The 16976-nt window shown below is 53.6% G+C and carries 15 protein-coding genes; 10 read left to right on the forward strand and 5 right to left on the reverse strand.

The features are described from left to right. Positions 1-67: 67 nt before the first annotated feature. Positions 68-799, reverse strand: coding sequence for a GntR family transcriptional regulator (locus tag QKW35_RS10840; protein WP_282353023.1), 732 nt, complete (start codon positions 797-799; stop codon positions 68-70). 444 nt (positions 800-1243) lie between these two features. Between QKW35_RS10840 and QKW35_RS10845 the strand changes: the two genes are divergently transcribed. Both QKW35_RS10845 and QKW35_RS10850 read left to right on the forward strand, forming a co-directional pair. Beyond that, complete coding sequence (locus tag QKW35_RS10845; RefSeq protein WP_425608002.1) at positions 1244-2596, forward strand: NCS2 family permease; 1353 nt, start codon at positions 1244-1246, stop codon at positions 2594-2596. Between the two features lie 73 nt (positions 2597-2669). After that, on the forward strand, positions 2670-3578 hold the full coding sequence (locus QKW35_RS10850; RefSeq protein WP_282353024.1) for an urea transporter: 909 nt from the start codon (positions 2670-2672) through the stop codon (positions 3576-3578). Positions 3579-4251: 673 nt separating this feature from the next. Here QKW35_RS10850 and uraH read toward each other — a convergent pair. Further along, positions 4252-4602 (reverse strand): hydroxyisourate hydrolase, encoded by a 351-nt coding sequence (gene uraH, locus QKW35_RS10855; protein ID WP_282353025.1) that lies wholly within the window; start codon positions 4600-4602, stop codon positions 4252-4254. A gap of 329 nt (positions 4603-4931) precedes the next feature. On the opposite strand from uraH, the gene puuE reads away from it, so the two are divergent. The 6 genes from puuE to QKW35_RS10885 all read left to right on the forward strand — a co-directional run bounded on the left by puuE (position 4932) and on the right by QKW35_RS10885 (position 10020). Continuing rightward, complete coding sequence (gene puuE / locus QKW35_RS10860; protein ID WP_282353026.1) at positions 4932-5855, forward strand: allantoinase PuuE; 924 nt, start codon at positions 4932-4934, stop codon at positions 5853-5855. Next, positions 5852-6373 (forward strand): 2-oxo-4-hydroxy-4-carboxy-5-ureidoimidazoline decarboxylase, encoded by a 522-nt coding sequence (gene uraD / locus QKW35_RS10865; protein ID WP_282353027.1) that lies wholly within the window; start codon positions 5852-5854, stop codon positions 6371-6373. The genes puuE and uraD overlap by 4 nt, the downstream gene beginning before the upstream one ends. A gap of 27 nt (positions 6374-6400) precedes the next feature. Further along, on the forward strand, positions 6401-7393 hold the full coding sequence (gene alc, locus QKW35_RS10870) for an allantoicase (protein ID WP_282353029.1): 993 nt from the start codon (positions 6401-6403) through the stop codon (positions 7391-7393). A gap of 7 nt (positions 7394-7400) precedes the next feature. Continuing rightward, on the forward strand, positions 7401-7904 hold the full coding sequence (locus QKW35_RS10875) for an ureidoglycolate lyase (protein ID WP_282353031.1): 504 nt from the start codon (positions 7401-7403) through the stop codon (positions 7902-7904). Positions 7905-7984: 80 nt separating this feature from the next. After that, positions 7985-9163 (forward strand): urate hydroxylase PuuD, encoded by a 1179-nt coding sequence (locus QKW35_RS10880; RefSeq protein ID WP_282353033.1) that lies wholly within the window; start codon positions 7985-7987, stop codon positions 9161-9163. A 224-nt stretch (positions 9164-9387) separates the two neighbouring features. After that, the gene (locus tag QKW35_RS10885; protein WP_282353035.1) at positions 9388-10020 is read left to right on the forward strand and encodes a TetR/AcrR family transcriptional regulator; all 633 of its coding nucleotides are present in this window, start codon (positions 9388-9390) and stop codon (positions 10018-10020) included. Between the two features lie 109 nt (positions 10021-10129). Here the strand turns inward: QKW35_RS10885 and QKW35_RS10890 are convergent, their stop codons facing one another. Continuing rightward, entirely contained in the window at positions 10130-10567 is a 438-nt protein-coding gene (locus QKW35_RS10890; protein WP_282353037.1) for a GlcG/HbpS family heme-binding protein, read from the reverse strand. A gap of 330 nt (positions 10568-10897) precedes the next feature. On the opposite strand from QKW35_RS10890, the gene pyk reads away from it, so the two are divergent. Together pyk and QKW35_RS10900 are read left to right on the forward strand one after the other, a co-directional pair. Further along, a complete protein-coding gene (gene pyk, locus QKW35_RS10895; RefSeq protein WP_282353039.1) occupies positions 10898-12325 on the forward strand; it encodes a pyruvate kinase in 1428 nt (475 codons plus the stop codon). A 417-nt stretch (positions 12326-12742) separates the two neighbouring features. Next, positions 12743-14653 carry a methyl-accepting chemotaxis protein gene (locus QKW35_RS10900; RefSeq protein ID WP_282353041.1) on the forward strand — a complete coding sequence of 637 codons (1911 nt, stop codon included), beginning with the start codon at positions 12743-12745 and terminating at the stop codon, positions 14651-14653. 584 nt (positions 14654-15237) lie between these two features. Here QKW35_RS10900 and QKW35_RS10905 read toward each other — a convergent pair. Next, positions 15238-15810: a phosphoribosyltransferase gene (locus QKW35_RS10905; RefSeq protein ID WP_282353043.1), complete on the reverse strand. Its 573-nt coding sequence runs from the start codon at positions 15808-15810 to the stop codon at positions 15238-15240. Positions 15811-16219: 409 nt separating this feature from the next. Beyond that, positions 16220-16936 (reverse strand): DUF5020 family protein, encoded by a 717-nt coding sequence (locus QKW35_RS10910; RefSeq protein ID WP_282353045.1) that lies wholly within the window; start codon positions 16934-16936, stop codon positions 16220-16222. Positions 16937-16976 lie beyond the last annotated feature (40 nt).

The raw sequence follows: 16976 nt of genomic DNA on the forward strand, positions 1-16976 counted from the left end.
AGGCATCCCTTATCTTTTCCAAACGAGGCAGTCAACATCGTTCACAAAAGACATAATTACAGAAGCCCTACTTCTCCCCCAACACATTCGAGAAGATCGAACGCAGGTCATCAGGTGAAGGTTCATCATCCAGACTGAGCTTGTGCTCGATATGATCCAGGTGGTGCATCATCAGTTTCACCGCCAGTTCTTTGTCGCGGTTCTTGATGGCGTCGATCAGTTCGTAGTGTTCGTCATAGGAGCAGTGGGATTTCTCACCGTTCTTTTCATACTGGGCGATGATCAGTGAGCACTGAGATACCAGACTGCGCTGGAAATTCAGCAGCGGTGGGTTGTTGGCCATCTCGGCCAGTTTCAGGTGGAATTCGCCGGAGAGGCGGATACCGGAGCCTTTATCACCTTTGGCGAAACAGTCCTGTTCTTCCTGCACCAGTTTTTTCAATTGTTCGATCTGTGAGGCGGGTGCGTTATCAACCACCAGTTCAGTCACGGCACGTTCACAGACGCGGCGGGCGAAAACGATCTGCTTGGCTTCTTCCAGGGTTGGGCTGGCAACCACGGCGCCACGGTTTGGTCGCAGCACGATCACCTGCTCGTGCCCCAGGCGGGACAATGCGCGACGGATAATGGTGCGGCTTACGCCGAAGATTTCACCCAAAGACTCTTCGTTCAGTTTGGTGCCCGGTGCCAGGCGCTGCTCCAGAATGGCATCGAAGATGTGTTCGTAAACGATGTCGTCCTGGGTTCTTTTACCTTTTGGTCCTTTCGTGGACGCAACTTTCTCAGAAATCTGGTTCATAAATTCCGATCTACTTGTCTGCGAGTGCCTGATAGCTTGAACGTTTATCGCTCTCTTCTACCCCGTCCCCAGGTCAGGCACTACATATATCTGATACGTCAAATGCTACATAAAAGTGAAAATTTTGTACACAAATAGGCATTCGCACCGGTTTAGCTCACTTTGCGGCACGCTTTAAATCGTATTCCAGCCCAAATCTCACGATACGAAACCTGAATACAATTTTTAAGTTCTTATATTTCAACAGGTTGCCAACAACCAGTGATACTTAAGAATAAAAACCTGACTTCCAGGTTGATTTTTTTGTATACAATAATAGTATTGTTTGTAGCACAAAAACTTAAGGACGTGCCTCGTTTCCAGGGAGTGAAACACAACGATCCGCGGAGCTACCCATAAAAACAATTCGGAGCTCTGAAAAAACTAACCTGAGGAGAACATGTTGTGGAAAGCATCCAACAAGAACAAGTAGCTACCGCAGAAACACCCGACACTAACAGTCGCAGCTTCCTCGACCGCTTCTTTAAGCTGGCTGAACACAGTACCAACATCCGCACCGAGCTGATGGCTGGTCTGACTACCTTCGTAACCATGGGTTACATCATCTTTGTTAACCCTAACATCATGTCCAGTGCGGGCATGGATCACGGCGCGGTCTTCGTTGCGACTTGTATCGGTGCCGCTGTAGCCTGTTTCCTGATGGGTCTCTATGCCAACTGGCCGGTTGGTCTGGCTCCCGGAATGGGGCTAAACGCCTTCTTCACCTATACCGTTGTACTCGAAATGGGTCACACCTGGCAGGTCGCCTTGGGTGCGGTATTTATCTCCGGTGTGCTGTTCGTCATTCTCAGTTTCTACAAGATACGAGAATGGTTGCTTAACAGTATTCCGATGAGCATGAAATTTGCGATGACTGCCGGTGTTGGTTTGTTTCTGGGCCTGATCGGCCTGAAAACCGCAGGCATCGTCGTTGATAACCAGGCAACCCTGCTCTCTATGGGTACTTTCCTGGAACCAAGCACCCTGCTGGCAGCGGTCTGCTTCCTGATGATTGCGGTACTGTCTTACCACAACGTGTTCGGTGCGGTGTTTGTCAGCATCCTGGTGGTGACTTTCCTGGGCTGGGGTCTTGATCTGGTCGTATACAACGGCATCTTCTCCGCTCCACCAAGCGTTGCGCCAACCTTGATGCAGCTCGACATTATGGGCGCACTGGACGTCAGCATGATCGGCGTGATCCTGGCCTTCCTGTTCGTGAACATGTTCGACACCGCCGGTACGCTGATGGGTGTAGCGACTAAAGCGAACCTGATCCGTCCAGACGGTTACATCGAGAACCTGAGCAAAGCCCTGAAAGCCGACAGTAGCTCCAGCGTTATCGGTACCTTCTTCGGTTGCCCACCGGTAACCAGTTACGTGGAAAGTGCGTCCGGTGTTGCTGCCGGTGGTCGTACCGGTCTGACCGCTATCGTGGTTGGCGTACTGTTCCTGGCGTCCATGTTCCTGGCACCGCTGGCTGGCATGATCCCAGCGTATGCAACTGCCGGTGCACTGATCTACGTTGCCATGCTGATGATGACCGGCATGAAGCAGATCAACTGGGATGACATGACCGATGCAATCCCTGCGATCATCACCGTGATCATGATGCCGCTGACCTTCTCTATCGCCAACGGTATCGCAATGGGCTTCGTGACCTACACGGCGCTGAAACTGTTCAGTGGCCGTCGTGACGAGATCTCCCCGAGCATCTGGGCACTGACTGCGCTGTTTATCGCCAAGTTCATCTTCCTGTAATCCCCTACAGGTGCAAAACCGGGCCCTCCTTTCGTGAGGGCCTTTCTATTTCTTTTCCAGTACACTGCCGCCCATGAACTCACACCTCGATTCAAACGACCCATTGGTGCAGCAACGACGCCACCAACAACACCTGCGGGATTTCACGATCGCGCTGCTGCACGGCTGTAGCCAGATATTCCTGCAGCGCAGTGCCCTGGTTGGTGCCGCTACGTTGATGGGTGTGCTGTTTGGCTCGGTGCCGATGTTTATCGGTGGATTGATCGGCTTGGTCACCGGTACGTTAGCGGCAACCGTTTTTCGCTGTGACCGAGCCGATATCGATGAGGGGTTGTACGGTTACAACCCGATGCTCGTTGGGACGGGCCTGTTCTATTTCTTTGATGTCAGTCCAGAGCTTGTTGGCGTCACCGTTGTTGCGGCCGGGTTATCAACCTGGCTGTTGCATGTTCTGCTGAACCGACATGTTCCGGCGCTTACCCTGCCCTTTGTCACAGTTACCCTGACGGCTATTGAGGTTATCAATACGTTTGGCTTGGCCGATCCGAATCCTTCGTCATTTATTACCGCTGGCGATTTAAATCCGCATACATCGTTCTTTCTCAGCTTTGGGCAGGTGATGTTTCAGGATAGCGTGCTGGCGGGGGTTATCTTCTTCGCGGCGCTCTTGGCGCATAAACCAATAGCGGCGTTGTTCGCGGCCTTAGGTGTGCTGTTCAGTGTTGTGATAGCGCTGTTTGTGGGTATTTCCGAAACGCAGGTGAATACCGGGTTGTTCGGGTTTAGTGCGATCCTTTGCTGCCTGGCGTTTGCAGAGCACAGTTGGCATGCTGTGATCAATGCAGTGATTGCAGCAAGCCTGGCGACACTGTGTACGGTGCTGGCACATGCAGCTGGTGCGGTTGTGCTGACGTTGCCGTTTATTGTTTCGACCTGGTTGGTGATGGGTGTTGGGCGGTGCTGGGAGAGGCAGGTTGAGTAGCTTGGTGGCGACTTCGCGATTGGCTCTGTAGGGCAGCGTTCACGCTGCCGGTAGGCTGAAGCCTACCCTACATCCATTCTATTTCATTACCTCGTTCCCACGTTCCGCGTGGGAATCAGATACGGCTTTTCTTGTTGGGTGTCGCTGTGCTCGACCCAACCTACCATACTGCTTCGCACCCTATCTGTAGGGCAGTGTTCACGCTGCCGGTAGGCTGAAGCCCACCCTACATCCATTCTATTTCATCACCTCGTTCCCACGCTCCGCGTGGGAATCAGATACGGCTTTGCTTGTTGGGTGTCGCTACAACCTACCCTACTACTTCGCATCCTATCTGTAGGGCAGCGTTCACGCTGCCGGTAGGCTGAAGCCTACCCTACATCCATTCTATTTCATCACCTCGTCCCCACCTTCCGCGTGGGAATCAGACACGGCTTTTCTTGTTGGGTGTCGCTGTGCTCGACCCAACCTACCCTACTGCTTCGCACCCTATCTGTAGGGCAGCGTTCACACTGCCGGTAGGCTTAAGCCTACCCTACATCCATTCTATTTCATCACCTCTTTCCCACGCTCCGCGTGGGAACCAGACGTACTACCCATGCTCAGCGCCACCACCACAAAAAAACCGCCTACAATGAGGCGGCTTTTCCAGGGACAGATCGTATAGCGAGAATCAGCTTCCGCGATACGTGGAATAACTGTACGGCGAAATCAACAACGGCACATGATAGTGCTCATCCTCATTCGCGATACCAAAGCGAATCACCACCTCATCCAGGAACGCCGGTTCCGGCAGCTCCATACCACGTCTACGGTAATAAGCCCCCGCACCAAACTCCAGCTCGTACACGCCTTTAGCAAACGCCTCACCTTCCAGCACCGGCTGGTCACAGCGGCCATCGCTGTTGGTGGTTACAGTCGCAATCAGCTCACGCTTGGCACCGATGCGGTACAGCTTTACTTGAATGTCGCTGCCCGGGCAGCCAAATGCTGAGTCCAGCACGTGTGTAGTCAGATAACCCATAAATCGTTGCAGTGCTAACAGCACCCTCCAATAGATAGTGAATGTCGAACCCCAGTCGCGCTTTCACCAATACAGTCATTACGACATACATTGTATACAGATAGCACCTAATCACGCCAAAAATCCACTTTACGCAGACTTTCCTGACGCCTGAAGCCCCTTAAACATCAGAAGATAGGTCTATATAATCATTTTTTTGACCCGGAAGACAACTTTTTCTTTGCCAAACCGATTTATCATTGTATACAATCAATACATACCAATTGTTTACACACGTTTTGTGTTCTAAAACGCAATAAAGAGTTATCTGTAACCTAAGGAGTTGAACCGTGAGCAGAGATTACCCACGAGACCTAATCGGATACGGTGCCAACCCTCCCCATCCTCAATGGCCGGGTGATGCGCGTGTCGCTATCTCCTTCGTACTCAACTACGAAGAAGGTGGTGAGCGTTGCGTCCTGCACGGTGATGCAGAATCGGAAGCGTTCCTGTCAGAGATGCCAAGCGCACAGCCTCTGGCCGGTGTTCGCAACATGAGCATGGAGTCCATCTACGAGTACGGCAGCCGCTCTGGTGTGTGGCGTCTGCTGAAGTTGTTCGATAAGTACGATATCCCGCTGACTGTGTTTGCCGTTGCGATGGCGATCGAGCGTCACCCGGACGTGGCGAAATCGATGGTTGAGGCAGGCCACGAGATCTGCAGCCACGCGTACCGCTGGATCGACTACCAGTACATGGATGTTGAGGAAGAGCGCGAGCACCTGAACAAAGCAATCGAGATCATCACCCAGGTCACCGGCCAGCGCCCGCTGGGTTGGTACACCGGTCGTAACAGCCCGAACACCCGCGATCTGGTGATGCAGGAAGGTGGCTTCCTGTATGACTCCGACGCCTATGACGATGACCTGCCCTACTGGGTCGACAACAACGGTAAAGGTCACCTCGTTATCCCTTACACCCTGGACACCAACGATATGCGTTTTGCGACCGTACAGGGTTTTAACAGCGGCGAGCAGTTCTACCAGTACCTGAAAGACGCTTTCGACACCCTGTACGCAGAAGGTGAAGAGGCGCCGAAGATGCTGTCGATTGGTCTGCACTGTCGCTTGATCGGTCGTCCGGCGCGTATCGCAGCTCTGGAACGTTTTATCCAGTACGCGCAGAGCCACGACAAAGTCTGGTTCACACGCCGCATCGATATCGCCAAACACTGGCATGAAAAACACCCATTCAACCCGGAGAGCGCCAAATGAGTAACGGAAGTTTCCAGCACTGCACCCCAAGCGAGATGGATCGCGATACGTTTGTGAGCACCTTTGCTGACATTTATGAGCATTCATCCTGGGTGGCAGAGAAGGCGTTCGACCTGGGCATCAGCGAACTGCACAACCAGATCAGTGTGCTGCACGAACAGATGGCGGGTGTACTGAACAACAGCGACTACCAGGCGCAGCTGGACCTGATCAATGCCCACCCGGACTTGGCAGGTAAAGCCGCGATTGCCGGTGAGCTGACCGAAGCTTCCACCTCCGAGCAGTCCGGTGCCGGTATCCACGAATGCACCGCTGAGGAGTTTGCACGCTTCACCGAACTGAACAATGCCTACAAAGAGAAGTTCCAGTTCCCGTTCATCATGGCGGTAAAAGGCAGCAACCGACACCAGATCCTGGCGGCATTTGAGACCCGTATTCACAACAGTCCGGAGCAGGAGTTCAAAACCGCTCTCGAGCAGATCAACAAGATCGCTCTGTTCCGCCTGAACGACATGTAACCCAAATTCGAAGAAGAAAGATAAACCATGACAAATTCAGCAACTTTTCAGAAATACATCAACCTGGCGGATGCCCGTCTGGGTAGTGAAGTGATCTTTGTAACCGACGACTGGTTCGCCGACGCCAACCGCATGCTGCAGCCAACCGAAGCCGTATGGAAAGAAGGCGTGTTCGACGACAACGGTAAGTGGATGGACGGCTGGGAATCCCGCCGTAAACGCCACGAAGGTTACGACTCCGCCGTTGTGCGCCTGGGTGTACCGGGTGTGATCAAAGGCGTGAACATCGACACCAAGCACTTCACCGGTAACTTCCCACCGTCTGCATCCCTGGAAGCCTGCTTCTCTCCAAACGGCGATCCGGATGACAACGCAGAGTGGACTGAAGTGCTGCCGGCAGTGGCCCTGCAGGGTGACAGCGAACACCTGCACGCGATCAACGATGATCGTCCATGGACTCACCTGCGCTTTAACATCTTCCCGGACGGTGGTGTTGCACGTCTGCGTGTACACGGCCTGCCATACATCAACTGGTCTGCAACTGATCCATCCGAAGAGATCGATCTGGCTGCATCCCTGAACGGCGCCCGCGCTCTCGCTTGCAGCGACGAACACTTCGGCACCATGAGCAACATCCTGAACCCGGGTCGTGGTATCAACATGGGTGACGGTTGGGAAACCGCACGCCGCCGCACACCAGGTAACGATTGGGTAATTGTAGCGCTGGGCCACCCAGGTGAAATCAGCCGCATCGTGGTGGACACCCTGCACTTCAAAGGTAACTACCCGGACAGCTGCTCTATCCAGGCGGCGTACGTTAAAGGTGGTACTGACGACCAGATCGAAACCCAGAGCCTGTTCTGGAAAGAGCTGCTGCCATCCCAGAAGCTGGAGATGCACCAGGAGCACGAGTTTACAGAGCAGATCAACGACATCGGCCCGATCACCCACGTACGTCTGAACATCTTCCCGGATGGTGGTGTCAGCCGTCTGCGCCTGTTTGGCAAAGTAACTGACTGAGGCAGTTATGCAGATTATCCACCCACAACCGTTAACGGCCGAGGCCTTTGCCCCGTTTGGTGACGTGATCGAAACCCGCGACCGGGATTACTTCATGATCAACAACGGTTCGACACGGCGCTACCACAAGCTGGGCGCCGTGCAGCTGGGCAAACCGGAGGATAACGCGATCATCAGCATCTTCCGCGCGCAGGCGCTGACGATGCCGCTGACCGTAAAAATGATGGAACGCCACCCGCTGGGTAGCCAGGCCTTTATCCCGTTGAAGGGTCACCCCTTCCTGGTATTGGTCGCGCCTGCGGGTGAAATCCCTTACCCGGGCCAGCTGAAGGCATTTATTACGGACGGCACCCAGGGCATCAACTACCACGCAGGCGTGTGGCACCACCCGGTGCTGTGCTGCGCGGAAGAGGATGATTTCCTGGTGATCGACCGTGAGGGCGAAGGTAACAACTGCGACGAGTACTTCTTCGCAGATGAATCACACATCGTGCTAGATCCAACTGCTTAGCATCAAGCACGAAACCTATAAAAATAAAAACGCTGACTTTTAATCGTTATTTATAGTCAGATTATTGTGAGGAGAAGACAATGGATCCCCATATCACTGAATGGCTCAACCTGGCGATTCGCTGGGTTCATATGATCACCGGTGTTGCCTGGATCGGCGCATCTTTCTATTTCGTCTGGTTGGAAAACCACCTGGACCGACGCAATCCGCGCGAAGGATTGTCCGGTGATCTCTGGGCGATCCACGGTGGTGGTATCTATCACCTGGAGAAGTACAAACTGGCACCGCCGAAAATGCCTGAGCAGTTGCACTGGTTTAAGTGGGAGGCGTACGCCACCTGGATGACCGGTATCCTGCTGCTGGCCGTGGTGTACTACCTGAACGCTGAACTGTTCCTGATCGCTCCAGGGTCCGACCTGAGCCCAACCACTGCGATTGCGATCGGTGTTGCTACGCTGGTTGCGGGCTGGTTCATCTACGACCTGCTGTGTGACTCGCCACTGGGTAAACAACCTGCCCTGCTGGGTGCGGTACTGTTCGTGCTGATTATCGCTGCGGCCTGGGGTCTGTCTCAGGTATTCAGTGGCCGTGGTGCGTTCATCCACGTCGGTGCGCTGATCGGTACCATCATGGTAGGTAACGTATTCCGCGTCATCATGCCGGCACAGCGTGCATTGGTTGCTGCAATTGAAGCGGGTAAAGAACCGGATCCGGCACTGCCAGCTAAAGGCCTGCTGCGTTCCCGTCACAACAACTACTTTACGCTGCCGGTGCTGTTCATCATGATCAGCAACCACTTCCCAAGCACGTACGGTAACGAGTTTAACTGGGCGGTACTGGCAGGTCTGGCGGTATTGAGTGTACTGGTACGTCACTACTTCAACACCCGTCATGCATCACAGAATTTTGCCTGGACAATCCCTGTTGCTGCATTGGGTATGGTATGCCTGGCATTCATCACCTCGCCGGCTAAAACCGACTCTGAAGCCATGACACAGGAGGTCACTATTCAGCAGGTACAGGAGATCATCACCGAGCGGTGCACCAGCTGTCACTCAGCGAACCCAACCAGCACCATGTTCACCAGTGCTCCGGCCGGCGTAATACTGGATAACGCCAGCCAGATCAAAACACTGGCGCCGAAGATCTACCTGCAAACCGTGGCCAGCAAAACCATGCCACTGGGTAACATGACCCAGATGACCCAACAGGAACGTGATTTGATCGGCGTTTGGATCAGCCAGAACAAATCCGAGTAACAGAAAGACGAAGCCCTACACGTACCCCGAAACGCGTGTAGGGCTTCCTGAAGGTTTCTATGCCCGCACTTATGTCGATGATTGCAAGTGCTCTTCCGGACGGTGAAAGCTGTCCGGCTTTTTGCGTTTTAGCGGGTATGCCACCCAGCAGCGTGTTGAGACCGTTTAATCAGCGGTGCTACCATTGCTGCAACCCAATTTCTTCCCAGGAGTGAGACGTCTATATGGCCAAAATAAGGGAGCGTAACCGCGAGCTGATCATTGAGGTAGCCAGTAAGTTTTTTGCCGAGAAAGGCTTTGCGGCGACCAAGACTATCGATATCGCCAACAGCGCCGGCTTACCGAAGGCTAACGTCTACTACTACTTCAAGACCAAGCAGAACCTGTACCGTAGCGTATTGGAGAGTATTACCGAGCCGCTGCTGCAGGCGTCAGAACCGTTCTACGAGAACGACGATCCAGCGACGGCACTGGAGGAGTACATCCGCGCCAAGATCCGTATCTCGCAAACCCACCCGCACGCCTCCAAGGTATTCGCCAGCGAGATCATGCACGGCGCCCCACACTTGCCTGAAGACATTGCTGCGCAGATGCAGGACCAGACCAAACAGATGTGTGAACGCATTCAGAGCTGGATTGATCAGGACCTGATGGCCGCCGTACCGCCACAGCACCTGCTGTTTACCATCTGGGCGTCCACCCAGACTTACGCAGACTTTGACTGGCAGATCTCGCAGATCACCGGCAAGGAAAAGCTGGACCAGGAAGATTACGACCAGGCCGCTGACCTGATTGTGAAACTGGTATTGAGTGGATGTGGAATTCAGGTAGGAACTAAAGAAAAAGAGACGGCGTAATCAATGTGACTACGCCCGGGGTGAAAGCCCCAAAGGGTAAGCGACTACCGGAGGTATCAATCGGTAGTCGCTGACGAGGAACCGTAATGACTAAATTTGAAAAAGCTGCTTACGCAGGGATTGGATCTACCTGCAAACCCGCCGCTTCAATGCCATGAATCGCGCATTGCTCATCGATATCAGACGTATCGCCGCTGATACCCACTGCGCCTAATACAACGCCTTCCGCATTACGCACCAGCACACCACCAGGGACGGGAATCAGGTTCCCCTGCGCCAGGGTATTCAACGCCGACACAAACGACGGACGCTGCTGCGCATCTTCACCGATAGAGCGGGAAGATTTACCCAGCGCCACCGCACCCCACGCTTTTGCAATCGCAATTTCAGGACGCATCATGCTGGCGCCATCCTGACGCTGCAGTGAGATCAGCTTTCCACCCGCATCCAGAATCGCCACGCTCAGCGGTGCGGCATTCAGCTCAAGACTCTTCTGAAACGCCTTATTGGTGATCTGCATAGATCGATCAAGATCCAGTCTACCCATCTTCGTTACTCCGATAATTTTAGGATTGATTCGGCTTACGCAGACCCTTTCGTATACAAAATCATTAGACCCAAAGCGCGTAAGCATTCCTTACAAAATCGACAGAAAGCTTATTTAACGGGGACCAGGCTCTGCTTATAAATTCAAAATACATATTTCTTGACCCTTTAGTCAACTTATGACTACAATCAAAATACATAAATTGTACACAATTTGAGATCTAAAGTTTCCACAATGCAAAACCAGCGGAGGCATCAGACTTGAACTTCTACATCCAACGCAACCCGCGTTAACGGTTACTTCACCACTTCAGATAAGCGGACAACCCTTATGAACAGATACACAGCACACGACAAGAAAGTAAAAATCCTGGCAACCCTGGGCCCGGCTATTCAGTCCGAGAAGGACGTGCGTGATCTGGTCATAAACGGCGCCAACCTGTTCCGCCTGAACTTCAGCCACGGCGAGCATCAGGACCACGCCGAGCGCCTGAACTGGATTCGCAACATCGAACAGGAGCTGGATACCTCAATCGGTGTATTGATGGACCTGCAGGGCCCCAAGCTGCGCATCGGCACTTTTGCCAACGGCCCAGTTACCCTGAAAGATGGCCAGGCGTTCCAACTGGACCTGGATAGCACACCCGGCAACGACAGCCGCGTAAACTTGCCTCACCCAGAGATCATTGCAGCGCTGGAGGAAGGGATGGACCTGCTGCTGGACGACGGCAAGATCCGCCTGCGTGTAACCGCCACCAACGGCGATAAGATCCAAACCCAAGTTGTGGTTGGCGGTGAACTCTCCGAGCGTAAAGGGGTAAACGTGCCGGAAGCGGTGCTCGACCTGAGCCCGCTCACCGAAAAAGACCGCCGCGATCTGGCCTTTGGCCTGGAACTGGGCGTGGATTGGGTGGCGCTCTCGTTTGTACAGCGCCCGGAAGATATCCGCGAAGCCCGCGAGCTGATCCAGGGCAAAGCCTGCCTGATGGCCAAGATCGAAAAGCCGTCCGCCGTTGAACATCTGGAAGAGATCGTAGAACTGAGCGACGCCATCATGGTCGCCCGCGGTGACCTGGGTGTAGAGCTCCCGGCAGAGACCATTCCGGCCATCCAGAAACGGATCATCAAAACCTGCCGCCAACATGGTCGCCCGGTAGTTGTTGCTACGCAGATGCTGGAGTCGATGCGCTTCACCCCTGCCCCAACCCGCGCAGAGGTAACCGACGTAGCCAATGCCGTATACGAAGGTGCAGATGCGGTAATGCTTTCAGCGGAAACCGCGTCCGGTGCCTACCCGGTTGAGTCGGTAACCATGATGAGCAAGATTATCCGCAACATCGAAGCTGATCCAAGCTATCAGGCTCATCTGGATGTAAACCGCCCACAGCCTAACGCCACGGTTGAGGATGCAATCAGCTGCGCGATCCGTCGAGTAAGCAAGATTCTGGATGTAGCGGTACTGATCAACTTCACCAACTCCGGTGAAACCGGCATGCGCGCTGCACGTGAACGCCCTAAGGCACCGCTCCTCAACCTGACACCCAACCTCTGTACCGCACGCAAGCTGACATTGGTTTGGGGTGTAAACACCGTAGTTCGCCCCGAGTTTGCCAAGCCGATCGAGATTACCCCAACCGCGTTGGAGGAAGCTAAGCGCCTGGGTATGGCAAGCGCTGGCGACATGGTGGTGATCACCGCGGGTATCCCGTTTGGCGAACCTGGCAGCACCAACGTACTGCGAATCGAGACCGTACAGTGACCGACTCGTCCAGTCTTCCAGAACACGGCTCTACGGCTCTGAGCCCCCTGTGAAGCATCACCTCTCCTTTAGGCTTCAAGCACCGTCTTGAAGCCTTTTTTTAGGTTCATCGTCAGATAGCGTGGGACCGAGAAAGCGCCTCGATTGTAGGTTGGCCTTCGCAACGCGAAGCCCAACAAATAGGAGGCAATATTGAGTCGACTTGTTGGGCATCGCTCCGCGATGGCCAACCTACGCTTTTAAACCCTAAACGCCCGCACAGGAGGGCACACCATTAGGAACGGAGGCAAATAGAAATGAATCGATAGCGTGATACCCAGAGAACGTACCAAGCCATAGCCCAAACAATAAAAAAGACTGCTCCTCAGACCAGCGTCCTGAGCGGGCAATCAACCTATGACATTCCCGGAGCTCTCGATGCTGCAGTTAAACATACGTCAAAAAGTGGTTCTGACCACCGTTGCTGCCGTGGTAGCGGCGATAGCAATCATTAGCGTATTTTCATTAAACTCGAGCCGCGACATCATTCTGGAAGGAACAATTGACAGGGAGTTGCCCGCCATCCTCGGCGAGGTCGCCAACGATATCGACGCCCAACTGATCAGGCCGATCACCATCGCCAAGGCGATGGCCAACAACACCGATTACGCAGAGTATATCCGCCAATCGGAACCACAAGATCGCACCCAGGCCCTGACCCAATATCTGTCACAGATAAACCACGGATTTAATACCTTCACCGCCTTCTTGGTTTCCGCGAAAAGCGGCAGCTATTACACCCCTGCGGGTCTCTTTAAAACCGTCTCCCCTCAGGATGAGAATGACCGCTGGTTTTATGATTTCATCAACAGCGGCAAAGCCTTCGACCTCAGCCTCGACATCGACGAACAAAGCGACGTCCCTACCCTGTTCATCAACTACCGGATGCAGCAAAACGGCGAAACCCTAGCCGTTACCGGCGTAGGCCTCACCCTGGAATCCATGGCCAGCACCATTGGCCAGTACAAGATTCGCGAACAAGGCTCCATCTTCCTGGTCGACCAGAACGGCACCATCAAATTACACAAAGACCCATCGTTGGTCGGTAAGCACATCAACATGCTGGGCGACATCGACACAGGGATCCTTCTCAACCAAGCCCCGTTCGCCACCAGTGAATACGACAAAACCCTATTGGCGAGCCGCTACTTGCCGAAGATCGGCTGGTACGTGGTCGCAGAGGTCCCCAGTGCCGAGGTTTTCTCCGCCATCGATAGGGTTACCTGGGTGGCGCTGTGGATGGGTTTGGGTATCGCAGTGCTGTTTACCATCATCAGTGCCTGGATCATCAACCACCTGATTTCACCGTTCAGTCAGGTTGCCGATGTACTTGAAGATATCGGTAAAGGCGGCAGCGACCTGAGCCGTCGTCTGGATATTAGTCGACGCGATGAGACCGGAAAAATCGCGGCGGGATACAACAGTTTTGTTGAGTACATCAGCGAGCTACTGAAGCAGATCTCCCTGACCGGGGATCAGCTCTATAAAGCCATCGAAGCGATTGACGGCCAGGCCAAAGCGATGGAACAGAAGATCGCACAGCAAGCCAACGAGATCGAACAGGTCGCCACTGCCATCCACCAGATGGGGGTGACCGCCGAGGAGATTGCCAACAGCGCCAACCAGGCAGCGGACACTGCTAAGGTTGCAAACAGCGCGGTATCCGAAGGCGGCCAGTCGGTCAACAACACCGTATCCAGCGTCTCAACCATGGCGGAGCACCTGCAGCAAACCAGCGACACGATTAGCCAGCTTGCCGTGGACGCCAGCTCCATTGACAGTGTGTTGGAGGTAATCCGTGGTGTTTCCGAACAGACCAACCTGCTTGCCTTGAACGCTGCCATCGAAGCAGCACGCGCGGGTGAACAGGGTCGTGGTTTCTCGGTGGTTGCCGACGAGGTCCGCGTATTGGCCTCCCGCAGCCACCAATCAACCGAAGAGATTCGTGAGATTATCGAAAAGCTGCAATCCAACACGCAGGATGTGGTGCGTGCCATTGCCAAAAGCACCGACCTGAGTGCAGCAAGCCAGGCCGAAGCTAACAACTCCGGCCACCAGTTGGATAATATCTCGGAGAACATCGCCGCGATGAACGATATGAGCTTGCAGATCGCCTCCGCCACCGGAGAGCAGTCCAGCGTGGTGAGCGGCATCAGTCCACATGTGGTGTCGATTGCCGAGATTTCACGTAACAACAGCGAGACGGTGAAACAGACTTCGTCTGAGTGTGGACAATTGAAGGAGATGGCTTCAGAGCTGAAGGAGCTGGTATCTAAGTTCCGGTTTTAAAATTGGAAAATGTAGGTTAGCCATCACAAAGCAATGCCTAACGTGTTGGGCACCGCGATGCGGTGGCCAACCTACTACATCCATCGTTAATCCCATCACACTGATTTCCACGCTCTGCTTGGGAATCAGACCTCGCGGTACTCTGTAGGGCAGCGTTCACGCTGCCGGCAGCTTAAAAGCTGCCCTACAGAGATATCCCGAAATTAAGCCATTAAAAAACCGGCTCCGACAAAGCGCCTAAAAGCTCTGCCGGGGGCCGGTTTCTGTAGATCCGACTTAAGCTAACGCGTTTCTTACTCGAAACGGCCCAGCTCAGCCATTTTCTCTGCAACAGCCGCAAACGCAGTAGACTGAAGGTTACTCTACAGGACGATCCCACATACCTTCGAACTCGTTCCCACACCTCCGCGTGGGAAATCAGACCTCGCGGTACTTTGTAGGGCAGCTTTTAAGCTGCCGGCAGCGTGAACGCTGCCCTACAGGGGCATCCCGAAATTAAGCCATTAAAAAACCAGCCCCGACAAAGCGCCTAAAAGCTCCGCCGGGGCCGGTTTCTGTAGATCCGACTTAAGCTAAAGCGTTTCTTACTCGAAACGGCCCAGCTCAGCCATTTTCTCTGCAACAGCCGCAAACTCAGGCTTGTGTTCCAGGATCTCTTCCTTGGTCAGACCGTCCAACTCGTGCGGGAACACCAGCCATTCGTTGGTCTCGTGCACGTAGTAGTCAGGCACATTACCGGTCTTGTTGTTCGCAGGCTTGTAGTAAGGCGTTGCGATACGGATTTCCGGGGTGTTTTTCTTACACGCTTTTTTCAGATCAACGATGGTCTGCTGGATGCTCAGACCTGAGTCGTGAACATCATCAACGATCAGCAGGGAATCTTCAGACTCCAGACGTTTGATCAGGTAGGTCAGGCCGTGAACTTTAACGTGACGGCTACGCTCACCGATGCCGGTGTAAGAGGATGTACGGATCGCGATGTGGTCAGCCTCTACACCCAGACAATCCAGCACTTCCTGTACAGAGATACCTACCGGTGCGCCACCACGCCATACGCCGACGATGTAGTCTGGGCGGAAACCACTTTCAAATACCTGTAACGCCATCTGGGTAGAGTCTTCCAGAAGTTGCTGGGCGCTGATATAAACTTTTTCCATACGGATCCTATTACTTGTGAAATCAAAATCGGGGCCTCACCACCTGTTATACAGGTACTGATTCCGCTCCAGACGGGGTGCTGCCAAAGCTGAAGTAACCGCCGATCTTTCGTTGTATACAGTTCTGAAAAATTAATCGGCCATTATACACAGGAATCCCTCCCTGCAGATACCTCCCGCCGGTCCACTTTTGTTTTTTACAGCCGACGTTGATGTATATCTTGTATCGGGATTTTTTTGCCCTTGAGGGCTGTGCTCAGATATAAAGAAAGCAGCCGGAAGGCTGCTTAATATGAGTCAAAAGGTGTAGCCAGTGGACCTCTCCAATCCCATACTCAGCACCGACCAAAACCACCACTCATGCTCTGATCAGGCCAAACAGATCCACTGGCCACAACGCCTTAAAAACTTAGAAGTGCCACTTCACCAGCAGTGATGGGTTACGCTCATCTACACCAGAAATACCAAATTTGTTATTCCAGTAAGCGTATTCAAGACCAACGTACACAGGTGACTTGGTACCCATCAGCTTGCCTGCATTCCACTTCAGCTGGGAGGTAAAGTTCATCTCCGACGCGAGGTTTGTTTCGGCGGTGCTCCAATCCAGGAAACCGTCGTACAGGAATTCGGCAGAACCGACTTTGAATGGCAAGCCCCAGGTCAGGGTCAGCTGATCGTTATCAGGATCAGTGTCATTGCTCACGTGGTAGATGTTGGCGTTGAAGTACTGGAAGCCCGGTACGTCCAGGCTCACACCCACACCCGCCAGATAGTTGTCAAAGCTTTCACCGCTCTCCCAGGTACCGGCCAGGTATACGTCTTTAACAGGACCAAAAGATAGATCGCTACCGGTCAGGTACCCCAGACTCAGACGTGGCGCAAACTCAAAGTAGGTTTCGGTATCACCGTTATCGGACTTCAGACGGTCCATGAAGAAGAAGGTGTCGCCCCAGTTATGGCCACTGGCATGCTCGACGGTCACTACCTGTCGATCAGAATCACCCACTTCGTAGTCGCTGCCCTTCAGGTAACTCAGGCTGAAATCACTCCAGAACTGCTCCGCTTGTGCAGATGTGGAGATTATGGTGCCTGCCAGAGCCAGAGCGGCTGTCGCTTTAAACTTCATGCTTACTTCCTTCGGTTTTTATTTTTTTCTGCTGGTTACG

This window comes from Pontibacterium granulatum, from assembly GCF_029961155.1.
GTDB lineage: Bacteria > Pseudomonadota > Gammaproteobacteria > Pseudomonadales > Balneatricaceae > Pontibacterium > Pontibacterium granulatum.

What these genes read in the sequence shown, in the direction of transcription:
- QKW35_RS10840 (WP_282353023.1), bottom strand. Translation starts at nt 799, where the DNA reads ATGAACCAGATTTCTGAGAAAGTTGCGTCCACGAAAGGACCAAAAGGT.
- QKW35_RS10850 (WP_282353024.1), top strand. Translation starts at nt 2,670, where the DNA reads ATGAACTCACACCTCGATTCAAACGACCCATTGGTGCAGCAACGACGC.
- uraH (WP_282353025.1), bottom strand. Translation starts at nt 4,602, where the DNA reads ATGGGTTATCTGACTACACACGTGCTGGACTCAGCATTTGGCTGCCCG.
- uraD (WP_282353027.1), top strand. Translation starts at nt 5,852, where the DNA reads ATGAGTAACGGAAGTTTCCAGCACTGCACCCCAAGCGAGATGGATCGC.
- alc (WP_282353029.1), top strand. Translation starts at nt 6,401, where the DNA reads ATGACAAATTCAGCAACTTTTCAGAAATACATCAACCTGGCGGATGCC.
- QKW35_RS10875 (WP_282353031.1), top strand. Translation starts at nt 7,401, where the DNA reads ATGCAGATTATCCACCCACAACCGTTAACGGCCGAGGCCTTTGCCCCG.
- QKW35_RS10880 (WP_282353033.1), top strand. Translation starts at nt 7,985, where the DNA reads ATGGATCCCCATATCACTGAATGGCTCAACCTGGCGATTCGCTGGGTT.
- QKW35_RS10885 (WP_282353035.1), top strand. Translation starts at nt 9,388, where the DNA reads ATGGCCAAAATAAGGGAGCGTAACCGCGAGCTGATCATTGAGGTAGCC.
- QKW35_RS10890 (WP_282353037.1), bottom strand. Translation starts at nt 10,567, where the DNA reads ATGGGTAGACTGGATCTTGATCGATCTATGCAGATCACCAATAAGGCG.
- pyk (WP_282353039.1), top strand. Translation starts at nt 10,898, where the DNA reads ATGAACAGATACACAGCACACGACAAGAAAGTAAAAATCCTGGCAACC.
- QKW35_RS10900 (WP_282353041.1), top strand. Translation starts at nt 12,743, where the DNA reads ATGCTGCAGTTAAACATACGTCAAAAAGTGGTTCTGACCACCGTTGCT.
- QKW35_RS10905 (WP_282353043.1), bottom strand. Translation starts at nt 15,810, where the DNA reads ATGGAAAAAGTTTATATCAGCGCCCAGCAACTTCTGGAAGACTCTACC.
- QKW35_RS10910 (WP_282353045.1), bottom strand. Translation starts at nt 16,936, where the DNA reads ATGAAGTTTAAAGCGACAGCCGCTCTGGCTCTGGCAGGCACCATAATC.